This is a genomic window from Actinoplanes hulinensis (genome assembly GCF_019429605.1).
Classification (GTDB): domain Bacteria; phylum Actinomycetota; class Actinomycetes; order Mycobacteriales; family Micromonosporaceae; genus Actinoplanes; species Actinoplanes campanulatus.
This window is the reverse complement of sequence record NZ_JAHXZI010000014.1, coordinates 134,446-154,898: the sequence shown is the minus strand read 5'-3', so window position 1 is coordinate 154,898 and position 20,453 is coordinate 134,446. Positions and strand designations below refer to the sequence as shown.

Here is a 20,453-nt window from a genome sequence, read left to right as displayed (position 1 = left end):
GCGGAAATGGCCTTCCAGATCAAGCGGGTGCAGGACGATCCCGATCCGGGCGACGGCTACCGGATCCTGGTGGACCGGCTCTGGCCGCGCGGCGTCTCCAAGGAGCGCGCGGCCCTCGGCGAGTGGGCCAAGGACGCCGCGCCGAGCACCGGGCTGCGGCAGTGGTTCCACCAGCACACCGGCGAGTTCGCCGAGTTCGCCCGGCGCTACCGGGCCGAGCTCGACGCCAACCCGGAGGCCGTCGCGGCGTTGCGCCGCAGGGGGCACGAGCACGGCACGGTGACCCTGCTCTACAGCGTCCGCGACACCGTGAACAATCATGCCCGCGTGCTCGCCGACCATCTGGAGTCCTGAACGTGTCACTGCTCTGGGAACAACACTGCTGCCTGCCGCTGACGAGCGCCGCCGACCTCGGTGAGCTGGACCGCTACCGCCGTCCGGGTGGCAGCTACGTCTCGGTCAACGTGGGGTACGCCCCGCACGGCTACGACGAGGTCATCGCGCTGCTGGCGGACTGGCGGCCGCGGATCGGGGCGGACGAGCGTTTCGTGCTCGCCGCCGGGCTCGGCGACCTGGACACGGCCCGCGACACCGGACGGGTGGCGGTCGCCTTCGACCTGGAGGACTCGGGCCCGCTGGACGGGCGGCTGGACCGGGTGCGCGAGTTCTACGACCTGGGCGTCCGTACCATGCTGCCGTCCTACAACAACCGCAACGCGGCCGGCGGCGGGTGCCTGGACGAGACCGACGAGGGGCTCACCGCGTACGGCCGGGATCTGATCCGCGAGATGAACGCGGTCGGCATGGTGGCCGACGGCTCGCACTGCGGCGCCCGGACCGCCCTCGACATCAGCGACGTCACCACGAAGCCGATGATCTACAGCCACTCCTGCATGCGGGCGCTGTGGGACCACCCGCGCAACATCACCGACGAGCAGGCACGGGCGTGCGCGGCCACCGGCGGCGTCGTCGGGATCACCGGCATCGGCATCTTCCTGGGCCCGAACGACGCGTCGGTGGACGCCTTCGTCCGGCACGTCGACTACGCGGTCGAGCTGGTCGGGCCGGAGCACGTCGGCCTGTCGACGGACTTCTCGTTCGACTTCGAGGACGCCAACGCGGCGATCCGCGACAACCCGGAGCTGTTCCCCGACTGGTTCACCCGCTGGGGCCCGATCAACTTCACCCCGCCGGAGGGGCTGTTCGCGGTGGAGGCCGCGCTGCGCGACCGCGGCTACCCGGCCGACGCGGTGGCGGCCATCCTGGGCGGCAACTTCCGCCGCGTCGCCGCTACCTGCTGGGCCTGATCAGGCGAAGTTCCAGTAGCGGTACTCGGTCACGATTCGGAAGCCCATCTCCTGGTAGATGGACAGTCCGGCGGGCGTGGCCTGGAGAACGGCGGTGCCCGCCCCGGGAACGGCCCGGACGGCCTGCGCGGTGACGGTCCGGCCGAAGCCGTGGCGGCGCTGCTCCGGGCGTACCCCGACGAAGTAGACGCCGACGGTGTCGGCATGGTGGACGCTGACGCTGACCGCCACCACCCGCCCGGCGTGGCGCCCGAGATGGAACCGGAACGCCGGGTCGTCGAAGGCGCGCGGGCTCACCAGCGGCCCCAGCACCGCCGGGTTTACCCCGTAGGCCTCTCCGGCGCAGTCGGCGAACTCGCGCAGGTCGTCCGAGCCGGCCGCGACCGAGGTCTCCAGGCCGTCGTCGCCCGAGCCGTCGAGCGGCCCGGCCGGGCGGTTGAGCACCGGATACAGCGGCTGCGCCGGGACGCCGTACCGGGCGGCGAACGCGTCCGCGGTCGGTGACTCCTGCTCGGCGTAGAGGCGCCAGGGCAGGCCGTGCCCGGCGAAGTACTCCGCGGCCCGGTTCAGGGCCGCCTCCTGCCGGCCGCCGGGATCCAGGTGCAGCTGGTTCCACGAGCCGCCCACGAGGCCGACCCGGACCAGAAGCCCACCCGGGATCTCGAGGCTCTCCCCACCGCACACGCGGGCCATATGCCGCCAGAACGAACGGTGGTTGGCGTGCGAGGCATCCCATGGCATCGGTCGATTCTCGAACATCGACGGATCTCGACAGCATGATCCCTACGGCACCGGGCGGGCCGAGGACGTACGCCCCGGGCGTCAGCTGAGGAGGGCGAGCAGCCGCGGGTCGATGGGCCAGGTGCAGCGCTCGACCTCCTCCTCGGTGCAGGTCAGCAGCGCGACGGTGACGTGGGTGTCGCTGCGCACGAGGACCCGCCACGTCCCGCCGCCGTCCCGCCATCGGGTCAGCACCTGGACAGCCGGTTCCGCGGGGGTGGAGTTGAGCATGCCCCATCATGCCCCCACGAGACAGTCAGCGTGGACCGCTATTGTCGGCGGATGACGCTTTCACCGGCACGGGGCCGCCCCCGGGCGGATCGCACCCGGGAGTCGCGGGCCCGGATCCTGGACGCCGCGGTCACCTGCCTGCTCCGCGACGGGTATGCGCGGACCAGCACCATCTCCATCCAGGCCGAGGCCGGGATGTCGCGGGGCCGGATGCTGCACCAGTTCCCGTCGAAGGAGGAGTTGCTGGTCGCGGCGGCGCACCACATCTTCGAGGCGCAGCTGGCCGAGCCGGTGCCGGGACCGTGGACCGAGCGGATCGCCGACGCGACCGGGCCGGGCGAGCGGATCGCCGTGGTGGTGGACTGCCTGTGGGCGACGTTCCAGGAGCCGAGCTTCTGGGCGGCGACCGAGCTGTGGGTGGCGTCGCGGACCGAGCCGGCGCTGGCCGGGGCGATCCGGCCGGCGGAGAAGCGCCTGGGCCGGGCCATCTGGGCGCGGATGGACCAGCTGTTCGGCCCGGACCTGGTGGGCCGCCCTCTCTACCTGCCGGTACGCCCGGTGCTGTTCACCAGCATGCGGGGCACGGCGCTCAGCTACGCCTTCGACGCCCGCGATCCGGCGTCCGAGCCGCTGCTGGAGCACTGGAAGGAGATCGCCCGGCATTCGCTGCTGACATGAAGACCATAAACAGACAGCCTTGACTGTTTCTGTCCAATGGGGTGAGACTCTGACGGTCCGGCAATGCTGCCTGAAGGAGTCCTTCGTGAGACTGTCCCAGCACGACGTCGCCCTCGTCACCGGCGGCGCATCCGGTCTCGGCCTGGCCACCGTGCAGGCCCTCGCCGCCGAGGGCGCGCACGTGGTGATCGTGGATCTGCCCTCCTCCGACGGCAAGGAGATCGCCGAGCACCTCGGTGACGCGGCCCGGTTCAGCCCCGGCGACGTCACCAGCGAGGAATCCGTGACGGCCGCCCTCGACATCGCCGCCGAACTGGGCGACCTGCGGGTGGTGGTGAACTGCGCCGGGATCGGCACGGCCGCCCGGGTCCTCGGCAAGAACGGCCCGTTTCCGCTGGACGTCTTCCGTCGTACCGTCGAAGTGAATCTGATCGGCAGTTTCAACGTGATCCGGTTGGCCGCCGAGCGCATCGCGGCGACCGAGCCGGTGGACGGCGAGCGGGGTGTCATCGTGAACACCGCGTCGGTGGCGGCGTTCGAGGGACAGATCGGCCAGGCGGCGTATTCGGCCTCCAAGGGCGGCGTGGCCGCGATGACCCTGCCGATCGCGCGGGAACTGGCGAAGTCGCTGATCCGGGTGATCACCATCGCGCCCGGCCTGTTCGAGACGCCGATGCTGGCCGGCCTGCCGGAGGAGGCCCGCGCCTCGCTCGGCGCGCAGGTGCCGCACCCGGCCCGGCTCGGTAGGCCGTCCGAGTTCGCCGACCTGGCCGTGAGCATCGTGCGCAACCCGATGCTGAACGGCGAGACGATCCGGCTGGACGGCGCGATCCGGATGGCCCCGCGATGACCGGGCCGCTGAGCACCCGGTTCACCGAGAACTTCGGCGTCCGGCACCCGATCGTGCAGGGCGGCATGCAGTGGGTGGGCCGCGCCGAGCTGGCGGCGGCGGTCTCCTCGGCCGGCGGCCTCGGCATGATCACGGCGCTGACCCAGCCCACCCCGAAGGACCTGGCCGCCGAGATCGAGCGCTGCCGGAAGCTGACCGACCAGCCGTTCGGCGTGAACCTGACGATCCTGCCGACGATCACGCCACCGCCGTACGACGAGTACCGCCGGGTGATCGTCGACTCCGGCGTGACCATCGTGGAGACGGCCGGGTCCAATCCGGAGCCGCACATGGCGATGTTCCGCGAGCACGGGGTGCGGATCATCCACAAGTGCACGAGCGTCCGGCACGCGCTGAAGGCCGAGAAGGTCGGTGTGGACGCGGTCAGCATCGACGGTTTCGAGTGCGCGGGCCATCCGGGCGAGGACGACATCCCCGGCCTCGTGCTGATCCCGGCGGCCACCGCCCGGCTGAGCATCCCGGTGCTCGCCTCCGGCGGGTTCGCCGACGGGCGCGGCCTGGTGGCGGCGCTGGCGCTGGGCGCGGACGGCGTCAACATGGGCACCCGGTTCATGTGCACCGCCGAGTCGCCGATCCACGACAGCGTCAAGCAGGCCATCGTGGCCGGTGACGAGCGCGGCACCGAGCTGATCTTCCGGCAGTTGCGCAACACGGCCCGGGTCGCCGGCAACACGGTCAGCCGGGAGGTGGTCGAGATCCTGCGCGGTGGCGGCACGTTCCCGGACATCGCCCAGCTGGTCGCCGGATCGCGTGGCCGGAAAGTGTTCGAGGACGGCGATCTGGACGCCGGGATCTGGTCGGTCGGCATGGCCCAGGGGCTGATCGACGACGTGCCCACCTGCGCCGAGCTGCTCGACCGCATCGTCACCGAGGCGGTCGACATCATCGAGAACCGCCTGCGCACCCGTACGGCGGTGGCGTGATGACGTTCATCGACTGCCATCGCGACGGGCCGGTCCTGCGGATCACCCTGAACCGGCCGCACGTCCTCAACGCCGTGACCGAGGGCGTGCTCGACGACCTGGCCGAGCTGATCACCGAGGCCGGCGACGATCCGGACGTACGCGTGCTGGTGCTCTCCGGCGCGGGCCGCGCCTTCAGCTCCGGGGCCGATCTGACGGTCGGCGACTTCTCCTCGCCGGCCGGCACGATCGAGGCCGCGAACCGCGTGGTCCGCGCCATCCGCGCCGTGCCCCGGCCGGTGGTCGCCGCGGTGCACGGCCCGGCCGCCGGGGTGGGCTGCTCGATCGCCCTGGCCTGCGATCTGGTGCTGACCTCGACGTCGGCGTTCTTCCAGCTGGCGTTCGTCAACGTGGGCCTCATGCCGGACGGCGGCGCGACCCTGCTGGTGCCGGCGAACATCGGCCGCGCCCGCGCCATGAGCCTGGCCCTGCTCGGCGAACGGCTGCCCGCGACCACCGCCGCGCAGTGGGGCCTGGTCTACCGCGTCGTCGAGCCCGAGCAGCTCCGGCCGGCTCTCGACGAGCTGACCACCCGGCTGTCGCGGGCCGCGCCGCTGGCCCTCACCCGGACCAAACACGCGGTCAACGCGGCCACCCTCGGCGACCTGGAGGACAGCCTGGCCCGCGAGCTGACCGGCCAGTCGGCGCTGCTGGAGAGCGCCGACTTCCACGCGGCGGTCGCCGCTTTCGCGGAGAAACGCACGCCCGACTTCGCCGGCCGCTGATACCGGCCGGGTCAAACCCGGAAGAGCGCCGGTGTACGGGGTGGACACGCCCAACCGCAGGCCGATCTCGTACACGGCGCCGACCGGGGCGCCCAGCTCCACGGCCCGCCGGGCCGGGACGGTGACGAGTTTCCCGCCGTCCTGACAGGCCGAACGTTGATTACCCATAGAAGCCCGCCGCGCACGGTGACCGAAACTCCAGCCTGCTCGGCATCCCCGCTGACCCAGGCCACGCCGTGCCCGAACCACGGCCTCGGAAACCGACCACCGATCCGACGGTGCGGTCAGCCCTCGCCTGCCTTGGCGCACGATTCGCAGCTTGACGGCCCCGAAATAGCGGCTTAACGTTCGCGCCACCGCTCGTTCCATTCACCCCCCGTCCCCCTGCGAGGCACGATGAAACGATTCACCCTGGCCGCTCTGGTAGCGATACCGGCCGCCATGCTGGCCGCGCTCCCCGCCGCGGCCGCCGCACCGACCGTCACCCACTCGTCGACCACGGTGCTGACCACGAGTGGCCGCACCGCGCTCACCTACACCGGCTACATGAACGGCGAGTCGTTCCAGCAGGACGGCATCGTCACCCACCGGGGCTGGCAGTACTCCGCCTTCTGGGACCAGAGCGGCTACGTGAACCTGTCCCGCCGCCAGGTGCCGTCCGGAGCCTGGTCGAATCTGCGGCTCACCGACTACGTCACCACGTCCACCGATTCGCACAACACGATCAGCATCGGGATCGCGCCGTCGGACGGGACGATCCACCTGGCGTTCGACACGCATTCGTCGCAGTTCCGCTATCGCAGATCGGTGGCCGGGCTGGCCACCGCGGCTTCGTGGTCGACCGCGAGCTTCGGGGCCGTACAGACGAAACTGACCAGCGCCAGCATGGACGTGGTCACCTATCCGCAGTTCTTCGCCCACCCGGACGGGACCCTGCAACTGGCGATCCGGACCGGGTACAGCGGCACCGGTGACGAGGTGCTCTACGAGTACAGATCGGGGGCGTGGAGCTACATCGGCGAGTTCATCGACGGGACGACCGCGGGGAACAACGCCTACCTGTTCGGCATCGAGTACGACAACTACGACCCGGCGGCGCCGCTGCTGCACGTCACGTGGACGGTGCGGGAGACGTCGAACGCGAGCACCAACCACGACCTGTACTACGCGTACAGCAAGGACAAGGGCCGCACCTGGCGCAACAACGCGGGCACCGTCATCGCCACCACCGGCTCCACGCCGCTGGCCTCGAACAACGCGGGACTGAAGGTGTGGGCCATCGGCCAGAACCGGGGCCTGATCAACCAGGAGTCGCAGGTCGTCGACGCGGCCGGCATCGTGCACGTGCTCGCCTCGCACCTGCCCGCCTCGGCCGCGAGCAACACCGATTTCACGGCCGCGCGCGAATCCGCCGTGCTCGTGCACTACTGGCGGGACAAGGCCAGCAAGGTGTGGCACCAGACCTACACGCCGTTCCTGGAACGGTCCGCCCGCGGTGACATCGCGGTCGACGCCAGGGACAACCTCTACGTCGTCAGCGGTGACTCCTCGACCCGGAAACTGCACATCCAGACCGCGTCGAAGGCGTCCGGCTGGACCGACTGGGTGATCCGCTACACGTCCTCGGCCATCTACTACTCCGACCCGCTGATCGACCATCAGCGCCTCAAGACGCTCGGCACCCTCAGCTTCTTCGCCCCGCGCTACGGCGGCAGTCAGATCGACGTCCAGGATTGGAGTGTCAGCGGCTGAAAACCTTCAAAATCGGGTTCGGGTACGCGTACCCGAACCCGATTTTGACGGTGTCACCGAGCCGGACGGAATCGCAGGCGCAGTTTCGACGGAGCCCTGGTGAACAGGCCCTGGAGCACCGGCGCCGCGGCGAGCTCGATGTCCTCCATGGCGTCGAGCAGATCGTTCGCGGCGATCTCGACCTCGGTTCTGGCGAGCATCGCGCCGACGCAGAAATGGCGGCCCAGCGCGAATCCGGTGTGGTTGGCGGCGGCCGTGTAGGCCTTGCTGAAATCGAGGTCGGCGCGGGAGACGTCGAACCGGTCGGGGTCGCTGTAACGGCGCGGATCCCGGTTGGCGGCGGCGATCAGGCAGATCACGGTGGCGCCCTTCGGAACGGTTCCGCCGGACAGCTCGACGTCCTCGGACGGCTGCCGCATGATCATCTGAACCGGCGGTGAGTGCCGCAGCGTCTCGGCGAGCGCGTTGCCGATGAGCGACCGGTCGGCGCGCACCTTCGCCATCTGATCGGGGTCGCGGACCAGGTTGAGCATCATGTTGGCGAGGGCCTTGTCGGTGGTCTCGCCGCCGGCGACCAGCAGCAGGCTGACGAACGCCTTCACCTCCAGGTCGGACATCCGCTCGCCGTCGATCTCCGCGGTGCCGAGCAGCGACAGCAGGTCGTCGCGGGGTTCGGCGCGGCGTTCGGCGATGCGCGGCAGCATGTACGCCTCGAGTTCGTCCCGGGTCCGCATCCCGTTCGCGGTGACCGTCTCGTCCTGGGTGAGGTTCGACAGGAACGCCATGATCGACGTGTACCAGCGGCGGAACAGCTCGTGGTCGGACTTCGGCAGGCCGAGCATGTCGACGATGACGTTGATCGGGTAGCGGGTGGTGAACGCGTCGACCAGCTCCACCTCGCCGTCGTCCCGGAAGGCGTCCAGCAGCTCGCGGCTGTTACGGCGGATCACCGGGACGAACTTGGTGGTCAGCTCGCTGCCCTTGAAGGCCGGGGTGACCAGGCGCCGGTGGATCGAGTGCTCCCGGCCGTCCATCTGCAGGATCGTGCGGCCGTGCACCGGCTCCAGCTGCCAGCCGTAGTTGTCGCTGGTGAACACCGGGTCCTTGAAGGCCCGCTCGACATCGTCGTAGCGGCTGATGACATAGGCGTTCATGCCCTCGTGGAAGCTGAGCGGGTCGGTCTCGCGCAGCGCCTCCCAGACCGGAACCGGGTCGGTCAGGCATTCGGGGGACAGGATGTCGGTGACGGTCATCGGAGCCCTCTCGCCGGTGCGAATTCTGATTAACTTTTCGTAGCCGATCAATCGAGGCCGGTCAACCCGATGTCGCCCATGCGACGGCCGGCCGGGCGGCGATCCGGCGCGGCCCGGCTACGCTCCGGTTGCGCCGCGTATAGCCTGGCTGCGGTAACCTGGCGCAGCGATTTATGTCAATGCGGTCAACCTTGGTATTGGGAGCGCTCCCGAACCGTCCTGAAAGGCTGTTCCCATTTCCGACGCCACCACGACCCGCGCAGAAGACACGGCGGCAGACGAGACCGCCCCGGCCGACCGGCTCGCCCGGCTGCGGACCGCGGCCCGCCACGCGGCCCCCGCGATCTACCTCTACCTGCTGCTGCGCACGGTCAGCCTCTGGGTCATGCACATCCTGGCGTCCCACGCCGCGGTCCGGTCCCCGGGGCGGCAGGTCTTCCCCGACGGTTCGATCAACAACCAGTGGCGAAGCTTCACCTCGATCCTAGACGCGCTGCTGTCCTGGGACGGCCGCTGGTACGCGAAAATCGCAGGTGGCGGACTGGGTGGCCCGGTCGGCGCGGTGGACGCCGACGGCATCCCGTACGAGATGCGCCTGGTCTTCTTCCCGCTCTACCCGTGGCTGGCCCGCCCACTGACCTTCTTGGGCATCTCCCCCGAGATCGCCTGCCTGATCGTCTCGTTCATCTCGGCGATCGCGGCCGCCTGGGGCCTGTACGCCATCGGCCGCCACGTCCGCGACCACCGCACCGGCGTCATGCTGGCCGCCGTCTGGGCCGTGGCCCCCGCCGCCATGACCCAGAACGGCGCCTTCACCGAATCACTGTTCACCGCACTCGCCGCCTGGGCGCTCTACGCCGTACTCAAGGAACGCTGGCTGATCGCCGGGGCGCTCGCCTGCGTGGCCGGGCTGAGCCGTCCCACCGCCGCCGTGCTGATCGGCACCGTGGGCCTGGCCGCGCTGGTCGCCGCCTTCTCCCGGCGCGGCGGCTGGCGCCCCTACGCGGCCATGGCCCTGGCCCCGGCCGGGCTGCTCGCCTACATCGCCTACGCCTCGGCCGAGCTCGGCGGTCACGAACGCTACTTCAGCATTCACGAGAACACGTTCGGCGCGCGCTGGGACTACTTCGAGAACACCTGGAACATGTCCACCGACATCCTCATCGGCGTGGACGACGACAACTCCCAGAAGCCCATCCGCGTCCTGTCCCTGCTGATCCTGGCCGGTTTCATCCTGCTGCTGGCCCTGCTGGTCAGCCGGGCCCCGTGGCAACTCACCGTCTTCGCGGCCGTCATGCTCATCATGGCCACCGGCTCCCGCACCCACATGTCGATGGTGGGCCGCCACCTGCTCCCCGCGTTCCCGGTCCTGCTGGTGCCGGCCCTGCTACTGGCCCGCCTCAGGAACCGGGACCTGATCATCGTGCTCGGCGCCCTGGCCCTGCTGTCCGGCTGGTATGCGGGCTGGCTCCCGTTCATCTCCGGCCAGGCGATCTGACCCTCCAGACCGGGCGAACCGAGAGGAGCCGCGCCATGATCCTGCGGAAGGTCCGGGATCCGCGTCTCATCACGCTGCGCCGGCCGGTCTTCGACTGCTGACGCGAGGTTTCGGCTGGCTCCGAGGGCTGTTTGAACGCGTTTCGAACAGCTCCCAGAGCCAGCTGGACCACCCACTCACGCCCGGCGCGCGCGGCACGGCCTGGAGTGGCAGCGCCTCGCGTGGAGCAGGCGGGACGGCCGGGATTCGGCGGGGGCGGGAATGCCCGTACCGGAAAGGGATTTCTCAGCAGGCGATGCGGGTGCGGCCCGACTTGTTGCCCCACTTGCAGGTGTCGTGGGTCTTGCCGGCCTTGGTGCGCAGCGTGGCGGTGTCGCCGGTGTTGTTCCAGACGTAGTTTCCGGAGCCCCAGTACAGGTGGGTCTTCGTGTTCGTGCCCTTGCCGGTGTGCAGGTAGACCTTGCCGCCGTTCGCGGCGATGGTGACGTTGCCGAGGGTGTACGTCTTTGACTTGTCGACAATCGACCAGCCGGACAGGTTGACGGCCTTGCCGCTCGTGTTGACGAGAGCGATCCACTCGGCATTGAGGGACGTGTTGGAGCGGGTGTCCTTGCCTGGGGAGTCGTACTGGGTGGAGTGGAACCGCAGGGCGGGCGCGGCGGCCTGGGCCGGAGTGGTGCTGACCAGGGTGGCGGCGACCGCGACGACGGCCGCCAGGATGGTACGGCGCATGAAAGGTGTATCTCCTCGTGTCCGAAACGGAAGACCGCATTCTCGCGCGTTCACCGGTGGACCGGCGACGGACGCCGGGTCCGCCGATCGACCACTTCTCCGCACCGAAAGTCGGCTGGAACCGAGGATTGGCGGACGCGGGGTCAGAGGATCTCGACGTAGCCGGCGGTTCCATGGACGCGGATGCGCTGACCGTCTTCGATCAGGGTGGTGGCGTTCTCCACACCGACGACCGCGGGCAGGCCGTATTCCCGGGCGATCACCGCGCCGTGGGTCATCAGGCCGCCGACCTCGGTGACCAGGCCGCTCACCGTGACGAAGGCGGGCGTCCAGCTCGGGTCGGTGAACGGGGTGACCAGGATGTCCCCGGGCGCCAGGTCGGCGTCGGCCAGGTCGTGCAGGACGCGGGCCCGGCCCTCGACGGTTCCGGCCGAGACGGCCAGCCCGGCCAGCGCCCCGGGCGGTAGGTCGTCACGCCGGTAGACGCCGGTGACGATCTCGCCGTCCGAGGTGAGGACCCGTGGTGGGGTGAGCGCCTGGTACGACCGGAACGCGTCCCGCCGGTCACGGACGAGCCGGGCGTCGGCGTGCTTCGTCCGTACGATGTCGTGAAGTTCGTCAAGGTTGACGAAATAGATGTCGTCAACCTTGACGAGAACCCCGGCATCGACCAGGCGTCGAGCCTCCTCCAGTAGCGCCATTTTGTAGACGTAATAGCGGCTGACCAGGTGATACTTCGGGTATTCGCGATAGCCGATGAAGGTGCGGACCCGGTCGATCATCCGTTTCGTCTCGGCGGCCTTCGCCTCCCCGTCCGGCAATTCCCGCAGCCGGGCGAGCACCTCCCGCTCCTTGCGGGCGGCCTCCCGGAGACCCTGTTCGACGCGACGGGCGTGGGCGCCGGGCTCGGCGTTGCGGATGTTGCTGAGGATCATCGGCACGATCGCGAGGGGGTGTTCACTCCACCGCGGCCGCGTGATGTCGATCTCGCCGACGCAGCGCATGCCGTACTCGTCGAGAAAACCCTGCATCGCGGCGCGCGCCGGCTCCGGGAGCCGGTCCAGGAAGCCGTCGTCCCCGGCTCGCGACAGAAGATCAACGACTTCGGGGTACGGGCGGAGCGCGTCCGCGACGTCCAGGAGCGCCATCCCCATCTCCGAGGTGACGTTGCCCGGGGCGGACAGGCTGAGCGTGTCGGCGGCGCTCTTCTCCCCCAGCCAGGTTTCCAGGTTCTCGTTGAGCCACCAGGTGGCGTCCATCCCGGCCATGATCGCCTGCATGTTCCGGGGCTCGAACAGCGTCCGCCGGATGCCCTGGATGTCGGCGATGACGAAGGCGATCAGCTCCGGCCCGGACTTCCCCGCGATGTCTCGCCTCAGCGTCTCCAGTTCGGCCCGCCGCAGCCGGATCAGGTCGGCGACGATCGCCGGGTCGGTCTCGATGGGTTCCGGCCGGTCCAGGCCGGGGGTGCTCGGGATCTCCTCCGGCGGTGGCGGGAGGAAGCCCTCCCGGTCGAGGACGGCCCGCAGGGCGTCACCGATCAGCGGATCCGACCTGGTCAGGGCCTCGGCTAGGGCCGCGCCGACGGCCGGTGACGCGAGCCGGCTCGTCACGTCGACGAACAGGCGGCCACCCGCGTCGACCATCTGGCCGGGCGAGGTCAGCTTCCACACCGACAGGCCGAGCGGGGCGATGGCCTCGGTCATCATCTGCTGGTGTCCGACCGAGACGTACACGTGATTGTCGTCGTCGGTGGTCTCCGGGACGGGGAAGAGCGTGGTGATCGGCCGGCTCTGCACGATCGCGAACCCGTCGGCGTCCAGGCACCACTCGATGTCCTGCGGGCCACCGAAGTGGGCCTCGATCCGCCGGCCGAGGTCCGCGAGGCGTAGTGCCTCGTCGCCGGAGAGGACCGGCGGCGGCCCGGCCTCGCGATGGTCGGCGCCACCGGAGCCGTCGGCGCCGCCGAAGCCGGCACCGATCGCCCGGGCCGTGACCGCGCCGTCGCGCACCCGGTAGACGTCCGCGTTCACCTGGCCGGAGACCAGCGCCTCACCGAGGCCGGGGGCCGCGTCGATGGAGGTGACCTTCCGGTCGCCGTTGACCGGATCGGCGGTGAACATGATTCCGGCGGCGCGCGGGGCGACCATCTCCTGGACCACGACGGCCATCCGCACCGTCCGGTGGTCGATGCCGTTGCGCAGCCGGTAGGCGACGGCCCGCTCGGCGAAGAGCGAGGCCCAGCAGCGGCGTACGTGTTCCGGCACCGCCCCGGCCGCGACGTTCAGGTAGGTGTCGTGCTGCCCGGCGAAGGAGGCGGCCGCCGAGTCCTCGCCGGTGGCGCTGGACCGTACGGCGTAGGTGATGTCCGCACGCAGCGGCAGGCGGATCTCCGGAGGCAGCGGGATCGACTCGACGGTGTGGCGCAGCTCCGCGCTGAGCACGCGGATCGTCTCCCGGTCCTCCGGGGCGACCGCGGACAGCCGGTCCAGCCGGTCTGCGATCCCGGGGGCGATCAGGTCGTACGCCTCGGTGGTGACGACGAACCCGGCGGGCACCCGAAGCCCGCCGATCCGGCCCAGTTCGCCGAGGTTGGCGCCCTTGCCCCCGGCGAGCGCGGTCGCCGTCCGATCGATCTCCTGCAACGTGACGATATAGCGGTTCACCAGGCGATTCTGGCCGATGACCCGGGCCTTGCGGCAAGCCCCGGTCAAAGCGATACGTTAGAGAGGGGAGGCGCTCTCCTCGGTGGTACCGGGGGTCCAGGCGAAGGCGAGCGCGCCGCCGATCAGGGTGAGCAGCAGGCCGATGACGAAGCCGCCCATGTTGGACGTGATCCACGTGGCGAGCGCCCCGACGACGCAGATCAGCGAGTAGAAGAGGCGCTGGGCCGGGTTGAACCAGAGCAGCAGCCCGCACAGGACGATCACGACCGGGATCAGGTAGCCGATGAAGCCCTGCATGCCGACGTGCAGGACGACACCGAGCGGGGCCCACACGGTGAACAGGATCTCCGTGCCGCCGAGCAGGACGAACAGGCCGGCCCAGAACGGGCGGGCGTGCCGCCACACGCCCCAGGCCCGCCAGGCGCGGGCGCCTGGCGAGACCCGGGTGTCATCGAGGTCCGGCATGCTCAGCAGCCGTCCGAGGTGAAGGCCATCCGGAGGTTGGGCAGGTAGAACGTGGCCGCGGTGGTGGCGTAGTTGTTCTGCCGCAGGTTGGTGAGGGTCACCTCTTCGGCCTGCTGGCCGAAGACCCCGATCGCGCCCTTCTTGCCGGGCACCCGGTCGAGGGTGCTGGCGTCCTGGCCGATGTCGATGGTCTTGAAGGTGGCGTTCGCGGTGATCACGTCGGAGTCGACGACGAGGGTGTCGGCGGTGACCTTGTTGGTGGGGCTCCCGGCGGTGATCTTGAGGTTGATGCCGCCGAGGGCGATGCTCTGGCACAGGCCGTCGAGCTCGGCGTCGCGGATGGCGGAGACGATGACGAGCACCTGGCCGCCGGTGTCACCCTCGTTGGGGCTGCCGGGCGCCATGTTGTCGATCTCGGCGTACTGGGCGAAGCCGTACCCGTGCAGTTTGGGCGAGGTGACGGTGAACGGCATGCCGGAGATGGAGAAGGAGGCCGCGAGCACCCCCTTGCCGGTGAGCAGGATCAGGCCGGCGGTGGCCGCGAGGCCGCCGAGCAGCATCGCGGTGAACCGGCGCCAGCGGGTCCGGCCGTACGTGGAGGACATGCACTCTCCCTGCGGAAAGACGCTGTGTGGGCACTGCGGATGCCGCACATTGGCGCTACTCGATGGATTTCGGCGAAGTTACGCCCCGGTAACCAGGGCCGTCAAGACGCATTCGGTCAGTGAAAAACCTCGTCGGTATCTGACGTGGCGCAGGGGGCCACCACCCGCTCCCCCACCGGTGGCGCGGCCAGCTCGGCGGCGGCCCCGTCCCGGCCCAGGAACGGGGCCATCATGAAGTAGCCGAGCATCGGCAGCAGGCCGGGCAGATCCGCGACCCGGCCGCCGGCGACGTGGCCGTAGATGGTCGCGTAGACGCCGCCGACCACGGTGTCGACCAGGCCGTCCGGGACCGGCGGGGCGTCGGCGAAGAAGTGCGCGAACCGGCCCAGCAGCTCGGCCCGCTCCCGTCGCGCCCCGGGACCGGCCGCGTCGATCTCCACGATCGCCATGGTGGCGAACGCGGGGACGCTGGCCAGCACGTCGAGCAGCACTTTCAGGGCGGCGCGGGCCCCGGTGCGCCAGTCGCCGGCCGCCGCGTACGAGGAGTCCATCAGCGACAGCAGCACCCCGGTGCCGTGCCGGTACGTGTCGAGGAACGCGTCCTCCTTGCCGGCGAACAGCGCGTAGAACGCCGGCCTGGTCACCCCGGCCGCCGTGCAGATGTCGCTGACCCGTGCGTTCGCGTAGCCCTTTTCGGCGACCGTGTGCACGAGCGCGTCGTAGAGCCGCTCACGCTGCCGGGCGGCCACCGCCTCGGGCGTCATGGACCGTGGACCACGCTTGATGGCCCGGGCCGGGTCACGTCCGGGCCGGGCGCCGGGAAGCGGGCTGACCACCGCATCGGTCATCGACATCTCCCAATGTCTTGACATCGGATACCGCGCAGGTTTCTCATACCGAAAGGTACGGACCTCGATGGTCGCCTTCAATCCCCGGAACGCTGCGGAAACGGCCGGGCCACGTCCTTCGACGAAAAAGAAGGGTGGCGCCATGCCCGCGTCACGGCTCACCTCCGTCCTCGCCTCGATCGCCGCCACGGTTCTGGTCCTCGGCGTCGGGTCCCCGGTACGCGCCGACCCGGGCGGCGCGTACACCGGCCTCGGCGCGTGCCCGCTCACCGCCGCGGCCATGAAGGATCCGGCGAACCTCCAGGTCGGCTGCGTCCACTCGGTAACCAACGGCGGCAGCATCACGATCGGCTCCACCACGGTGGCCTTCGAGGACCCGATCACCGTCCAGTTCGGGATCTACTGGCCGGCGAGCGCGCCGGTCCGCGAGTTCCCGGACGGCAGCGCCGCCAACGTCTACTCGACCGTCCCCGCGGCCAGGGGCCGCACCCTGATCGCCGAGCCGCTGGAGGTAACCCTGCCCGGCATCGCCAACCTGATCCCGGGCGTGACCAGCGTCTTCGCCCAGGTGGAGCTGGCCGGGCCGATCACCGAGTTCGTGCCGCTGGCCGCCGGCTCGAACACCCCGGTCTTCACGCTGCCGGTCAAGCTGCGCCTGCGCAACGCGCTCTTCGGCGGCCACTGCTACATCGGCTCGCAGACCGCCCCGATCCGGTTCCAGCCGACCACCGGCACCACCAGCCCGCCGGCGCCCAACGGGCCGGTCACCGGCGACCCGGGCACCCTGCACATCGTTCCCGACCCCAACGGATTCCAGACCCTCGGCGCCGGCTTCACCGGCGCGACCCTGGTCGACAACGCGTACGCCGTACCGAAGGCGAACGGCTGCGGCCTCATCCCCGGCACTCTCGACGCCATCATCAACCTGGCCTTCGGCCTGCCGTCGGCGGCCGGGAAGAACGCCGTCGTGTTCGGCGCCAACGACACGGCTCTCGCCATCTCCCCCAGCTTGGACGACCTGACCCAGGCACTAGCCGCCTCCTGATAGAGAAGGGTGCACCCCCATGCACAGCAAGCGCATCACCGTCGCCGTCCTGACCGGCGCGCTCGTCCCCCTGTTGATCGGCGCCGCACCGGCGCTGGCCGACGACGACACCGTGCTCACGGCCGGCGCACCGGCCGGCACCGCGGTCGCCGCCGGTGACACCATCGCGTCCGGCCTCGCCACCGGCAGCCAGGCGATCTTCGCCACCGCCGCGGGCGGCGCGAACGGCATGAAGTGCAACACCTCCAGCCTCAGCGCGGTGGTCGACGACAACCCCACCGCGCCCGGGGCGGCCTCGCTCGGCGCCACCCTCGGGCTCGCCAACTGCACCGTCACCGGGGTGATCGGGGTCCTCGGCGTCAACAGCGTGGCGGTCAACAACCAGCCCTACGCCACCACGGTCGCCAGCGACGGCACGGTCACGGTCAGCGGCACCGACACCGCGCCGATCTCCGCCACACTCGTGCTGCGCACTCTGCTCGGCACGGTGACCTGCGTCTTCACGGCCAACAACAACAGCATCACCGGTACGGCGGACAACGCCGACAACTCGATCAGCTTCGCCGACCAGCAGTTCAACAAGTCCACCGGACCGGCCGCCTGCGTGGCGAACGGCTACTTCACCGCGAAGTACACCCCGGTCGTCGACTCGGCGGGGTCGCCGGTCTTCGTCAACTGACAGCCGGAGAACCCGAAGTCAACTGACGGCCGGGACACCCGCCGGTAGTCGCCCCGGCGCCCGCTGGACGGTCGCGATCGCGCTTGCGATCCGGTCGTCCAGCGCGGCGCCCTGCTCCGTGTCGCCGGCCAGCCCGCCGAGGATCTCCCGGGCGAACCGGCTCGCGATCTCCTCCACCGACTGGCTGCCGTCCGGCTGATACCACGTCCACGCGTAGTTGCACATGCCGAAGACGTGGAACGCCGTCATCCGCGGGTCGCTGGTGTGCAGCACCCCCCGCCGGGCCCCGTCGGCGAGGATGTCCACCACGATCTGGGTGTAGCCGACCCGCTGCTGGCGCACGAAGTCGTTGAGCTCGCCCTCGAAGTAGCGGATCAGCTCCCGCAGGCAGGCCAGGCTCGCCGCCCGGTCGTCGCGGTGCGCCGCCAGCAGCGCGTAGATCATCGCCACGAGCCGGCCCACCGGGTCGTCCAGCTCGGCGAGAATGAACTCCGCCTCGGCGAACCGCCGGCCGAAATACGCCTCGTGCAGCTCTCCGAGCAGCGCCTCTTTGCTGCGGAAGTGATGAACGATGGTGCCCTTGCTCAGACCCAGCTCGGCGGCGATGTCCCCGAGGCTGGTGTCGGCGTAACCACGCCGTGCCACGTGCTCGGCGAACACCCGCAGGATGGCGTCACGGGAGCTGGCGCGTGCGGGCCGGACGGTCACCCGCCCACTATACGAAGATCCCTCCGGCGGCCGCTAGACGCTTGTTGACCGTACGTGCGGTCAGTTAAGGTCCGAACGAGCAAACCCAGGAGGTATCGCCGTGACCGCTTACGGCGTCACACCGTTGTCCGGGCTGCCGGCCCGCGTCACGATCTGCGAGGTCGGGCCCCGCGACGGACTGCAGAACGAGGCCCGGCCGCTGCCGGCCGTGGTCAAGGCCGAGTTCATCGAACGGCTCGTCGACGCCGGTCACACCGTGGTCGAGACGACCAGCTTCGTCCACCCGCGGTGGGTTCCGCAGCTCGCCGACGCCGAGGAGCTGCTCGGCCGGCTGACGTTCGCCGACGGTGTCCGCTATCCGGTGCTGGTGCCCAACGAGCGCGGCCTGGACCGGGCGCTCGCTCTCGGGGTCCGCGACATCGCGGTGTTCGCCAGCGCCACCGAAACGTTCGCCCGGCGCAACCTGAACCGCACCGTCGACGAGTCGCTGACCATGTTCGCGCCGGTCGTCGAGCGTGCCCGTCGTGAGGAGGTGCGCGTCCGCGCGTACCTCTCGATGTGTTTCGGTGATCCCTGGGAGGGTGAGGTGCCCGCCCAGCGGGTGGTCGACGTGGCGAAACGCCTGATGGCGATGGGGTGCACCGAGCTCAGCCTGGGCGACACCATCGGCGTGGCCACCCCCGGCCGGGTCGCCGCGCTGCTCGGCGCGCTGACTTCCGCCGGCATCGGGATCGAGACCGTCGCGGTGCACTTCCACGACACGTACGGGCAGGCGCTCGCCAACACCATGACCGCCCTCCAGCACGGCGTCACGATCGTGGACGCGTCGGCGGGCGGGCTCGGCGGCTGCCCGTACGCCAGGAGCGCCACCGGCAACCTGGCCACCGAGGACCTGCTCTGGCAGCTCACCGGGCTCGGCATCGAAACCGGCGTCGACCTGCGCAAACTGATCGACACGAGCGTCTGGATGGCGGAACACCTGGGCCGCCCCAGCCCATCACGAACCGTGACCGCCCTTGCTGAGGAGAACCGATGACCGCACATCCGGTCCTGGGCACACGCGTGGACCCGGGCGGTGACCAGTTCACCCGCAACGCCGAGGCGCACCGCGCGCTGGTCGCCGACCTGAACGCGACACTCGCGACGGCCCGGCTCGGCGGACCGGAGAAGTCCCGCGCCCGGCACGTCGAACGCGGCAAACTGCTGCCCCGCGACCGCGTCGACACCCTCGTCGACCCGTCGTCGCCGTTCCTGGAGCTGTCGCCGCTCGCCGCGCACGGCCTGTACGACGGGCAGGCGCCGGCCGCCGGGATGGTCACCGGCATCGGCCGGGTCGCCGGGCGCGAGTGCGTGATCGTGGCCAACGACGCCACGGTCAAGGGCGGCACCTACTACCCGATGACCGTGAAGAAGCACCTGCGCGCCCAGGAGGTGGCGCTGCACAACCGGCTGCCCTGCATCTATCTGGTCGACTCCGGCGGCGCGTTCCTGCCCAAGCAGGACGAGGTGTTCCCGGACCGCGACCACTTCGGGCGGATCTTCTACAACCAGGCGCAGCTGTCGGCGCGGCGGATCCCGCAGATCGCCGCCGTGCTGGGCTCGTGCACGGCCGGCGGGGCGTACGTGCCGGCCATGTCCGACGAGGCGGTCATCGTCCGCGACCAGGGCACCATCTTCCTGGGCGGGCCGCCGCTGGTGAAGGCGGCCACCGGCGAGGTCGTCACGGCCGAGGAGCTGGGTGGCGGTGACGTGCACGCCCGTACCTCCGGGGTGGTCGACCACCTGGCCGACGACGACGCCGACGCGCTGCGGATCGTCCGGTCCATCGTGTCCACGTTCGGCCCGCGGACGCCCGCGCCGTGGCAGCGGATCGGAGTCGAGGAGCCGGCCGTGGACCCGGCCGGTCTGTACGGCGCGGTGCCCACCGACCCGCGGATCCCCTACGACGTACGGGAGGTCATCGCCCGGATCGTCGACGGCTCCCGGTTCGGCGAGTTCAAACCGGACTACGGGACCACGCTGGTCACCGGATTCGCGCACATCCACGGCCACCCGGTCGGGATCGTCGCCAACAACGGGGTGCTGTTCTCCGAGTCGGCCATGAAGGGCGCGCACTTCATCGAACTGTGCGACCAGCGCGGCATCCCGCTGGTGTTCCTGCAGAACATCACCGGGTTCATGGTGGGCCGCGAGTACGAGGCGGGCGGCATCGCCAAGCACGGGGCGAAGCTGGTCACCGCGGTCGCCACCACCCGGGTCCCGAAGCTGACCGTGGTGATCGGCGGCTCGTTCGGGGCCGGGAACTACGCCATGTGCGGCCGCGCCTACTCGCCCCGGTTCCTGTTCATGTGGCCCAACGCGCGGATCTCGGTGATGGGCGGTGAACAGGCCGCCCTCGTGCTGGGGACGGTCGGGTCCGGCAACGACCCGGACGCCATCCGCGCCCAGTACGAGTCACAGGGCCACCCCTACTACTCGACCGCGCGGCTCTGGGACGACGGGGTCATCGACCCGGCCGACACCCGTACCGTCCTCGGTCTCTCCCTGTCCGTCGCCGCCAACGCGCCCCTCGCCGAACCGGCGTTCGGCGTCTTCCGGATGTGAGCGCC

At 70.4% G+C, this 20,453-nt stretch carries 21 protein-coding genes; 12 read left to right on the top strand and 9 right to left on the bottom strand.

What is annotated here, in order from left to right; genetic code table 11:
- Positions 1-6 precede the first annotated feature (6 nt).
- Together KZ829_RS25900 and KZ829_RS25895 are read left to right on the top strand one after the other, a co-directional pair.
- Positions 7-354, top strand: a complete 348-nt coding sequence (locus KZ829_RS25900) for a DUF488 domain-containing protein (protein ID WP_220146521.1) — start codon at positions 7-9, stop codon at positions 352-354.
- Positions 355-356: 2 nt separating this feature from the next.
- A complete protein-coding gene (locus KZ829_RS25895) occupies positions 357-1,307 on the top strand; it encodes a dipeptidase (protein WP_220146520.1) in 951 nt (316 codons plus the stop codon).
- Here the strand turns inward: KZ829_RS25895 and KZ829_RS25890 are convergent, their stop codons facing one another.
- Positions 1,308-2,048: a GNAT family N-acetyltransferase gene (locus tag KZ829_RS25890; RefSeq protein ID WP_220146519.1), complete on the bottom strand. Its 741-nt coding sequence runs from the start codon at positions 2,046-2,048 to the stop codon at positions 1,308-1,310. It lies immediately after the preceding gene.
- An 81-nt stretch (positions 2,049-2,129) separates the two neighbouring features.
- Positions 2,130-2,318, bottom strand: a complete 189-nt coding sequence (locus KZ829_RS25885) for a hypothetical protein (RefSeq protein ID WP_220146518.1) — start codon at positions 2,316-2,318, stop codon at positions 2,130-2,132.
- 51 nt (positions 2,319-2,369) lie between these two features.
- Here KZ829_RS25885 and KZ829_RS25880 point away from each other — a divergent pair, with 51 nt between their 5' ends.
- The 5 genes from KZ829_RS25880 to KZ829_RS25860 all read left to right on the top strand — a co-directional run bounded on the left by KZ829_RS25880 (position 2,370) and on the right by KZ829_RS25860 (position 7,345).
- Complete coding sequence (locus tag KZ829_RS25880) at positions 2,370-2,996, top strand: TetR/AcrR family transcriptional regulator (protein WP_220146517.1); 627 nt, start codon at positions 2,370-2,372, stop codon at positions 2,994-2,996.
- Positions 2,997-3,081: 85 nt separating this feature from the next.
- Positions 3,082-3,846 (top strand): 3-hydroxyacyl-CoA dehydrogenase, encoded by a 765-nt coding sequence (locus KZ829_RS25875; protein ID WP_220146516.1) that lies wholly within the window; start codon positions 3,082-3,084, stop codon positions 3,844-3,846.
- Entirely contained in the window at positions 3,843-4,829 is a 987-nt protein-coding gene (locus tag KZ829_RS25870; RefSeq protein WP_220146515.1) for an NAD(P)H-dependent flavin oxidoreductase, read from the top strand. Before KZ829_RS25875 ends, KZ829_RS25870 begins: the two co-directional genes overlap by 4 nt.
- Positions 4,829-5,593, top strand: coding sequence for an enoyl-CoA hydratase (locus KZ829_RS25865; protein WP_220146514.1), 765 nt, complete (start codon positions 4,829-4,831; stop codon positions 5,591-5,593). Before KZ829_RS25870 ends, KZ829_RS25865 begins: the two co-directional genes overlap by 1 nt.
- Before the next feature lie 396 nt (positions 5,594-5,989).
- Positions 5,990-7,345, top strand: coding sequence for a BNR repeat-containing protein (locus KZ829_RS25860; protein ID WP_220146513.1), 1,356 nt, complete (start codon positions 5,990-5,992; stop codon positions 7,343-7,345).
- A gap of 53 nt (positions 7,346-7,398) precedes the next feature.
- Here the strand turns inward: KZ829_RS25860 and KZ829_RS25855 are convergent, their stop codons facing one another.
- Positions 7,399-8,598, bottom strand: coding sequence for a cytochrome P450 (locus KZ829_RS25855; RefSeq protein ID WP_220146512.1), 1,200 nt, complete (start codon positions 8,596-8,598; stop codon positions 7,399-7,401).
- Positions 8,599-8,983: 385 nt separating this feature from the next.
- Here KZ829_RS25855 and KZ829_RS25850 point away from each other — a divergent pair, with 385 nt between their 5' ends.
- Positions 8,984-10,096 (top strand): glycosyltransferase family 39 protein, encoded by a 1,113-nt coding sequence (locus tag KZ829_RS25850; RefSeq protein ID WP_220146511.1) that lies wholly within the window; start codon positions 8,984-8,986, stop codon positions 10,094-10,096.
- A gap of 285 nt (positions 10,097-10,381) precedes the next feature.
- Here KZ829_RS25850 and KZ829_RS25845 read toward each other — a convergent pair whose 3' ends face one another.
- The 5 genes from KZ829_RS25845 to KZ829_RS25825 all read right to left on the bottom strand — a co-directional run bounded on the left by KZ829_RS25845 (position 10,382) and on the right by KZ829_RS25825 (position 15,412).
- Positions 10,382-10,828 (bottom strand): lamin tail domain-containing protein, encoded by a 447-nt coding sequence (locus tag KZ829_RS25845; RefSeq protein ID WP_220146510.1) that lies wholly within the window; start codon positions 10,826-10,828, stop codon positions 10,382-10,384.
- A 143-nt stretch (positions 10,829-10,971) separates the two neighbouring features.
- Positions 10,972-13,494, bottom strand: coding sequence for a rifamycin-inactivating phosphotransferase (rph, locus tag KZ829_RS25840; RefSeq protein WP_308285659.1), 2,523 nt, complete (start codon positions 13,492-13,494; stop codon positions 10,972-10,974).
- A gap of 57 nt (positions 13,495-13,551) precedes the next feature.
- Entirely contained in the window at positions 13,552-13,959 is a 408-nt protein-coding gene (locus KZ829_RS25835; protein ID WP_220146509.1) for a DUF6114 domain-containing protein, read from the bottom strand.
- A 2-nt stretch (positions 13,960-13,961) separates the two neighbouring features.
- Positions 13,962-14,564, bottom strand: coding sequence for a DUF6230 family protein (locus KZ829_RS25830; protein WP_204297933.1), 603 nt, complete (start codon positions 14,562-14,564; stop codon positions 13,962-13,964).
- A gap of 116 nt (positions 14,565-14,680) precedes the next feature.
- Positions 14,681-15,412, bottom strand: a complete 732-nt coding sequence (locus KZ829_RS25825) for a TetR/AcrR family transcriptional regulator (protein ID WP_220146508.1) — start codon at positions 15,410-15,412, stop codon at positions 14,681-14,683.
- 142 nt (positions 15,413-15,554) lie between these two features.
- On the opposite strand from KZ829_RS25825, the gene KZ829_RS25820 reads away from it, so the two are divergent.
- The gene (locus KZ829_RS25820) at positions 15,555-16,457 is read left to right on the top strand and encodes a hypothetical protein (protein WP_220146507.1); all 903 of its coding nucleotides are present in this window, start codon (positions 15,555-15,557) and stop codon (positions 16,455-16,457) included.
- Positions 16,458-16,476: 19 nt separating this feature from the next.
- On the top strand, positions 16,477-17,136 hold the full coding sequence (locus tag KZ829_RS25815; RefSeq protein WP_220146506.1) for a Tat pathway signal sequence domain protein: 660 nt from the start codon (positions 16,477-16,479) through the stop codon (positions 17,134-17,136).
- An 18-nt stretch (positions 17,137-17,154) separates the two neighbouring features.
- On the opposite strand, the gene KZ829_RS25810 is transcribed toward KZ829_RS25815, so the two are convergent.
- The gene (locus KZ829_RS25810; protein WP_220146505.1) at positions 17,155-17,844 is read right to left on the bottom strand and encodes a TetR/AcrR family transcriptional regulator; all 690 of its coding nucleotides are present in this window, start codon (positions 17,842-17,844) and stop codon (positions 17,155-17,157) included.
- A gap of 100 nt (positions 17,845-17,944) precedes the next feature.
- On the opposite strand from KZ829_RS25810, the gene KZ829_RS25805 reads away from it, so the two are divergent.
- Together KZ829_RS25805 and KZ829_RS25800 are read left to right on the top strand one after the other, a co-directional pair.
- On the top strand, positions 17,945-18,880 hold the full coding sequence (locus tag KZ829_RS25805) for a hydroxymethylglutaryl-CoA lyase (protein ID WP_220146504.1): 936 nt from the start codon (positions 17,945-17,947) through the stop codon (positions 18,878-18,880).
- Positions 18,877-20,448, top strand: a complete 1,572-nt coding sequence (locus tag KZ829_RS25800) for a carboxyl transferase domain-containing protein (RefSeq protein ID WP_220146503.1) — start codon at positions 18,877-18,879, stop codon at positions 20,446-20,448. Before KZ829_RS25805 ends, KZ829_RS25800 begins: the two co-directional genes overlap by 4 nt.
- Positions 20,449-20,453: the final 5 nt, after the last annotated feature.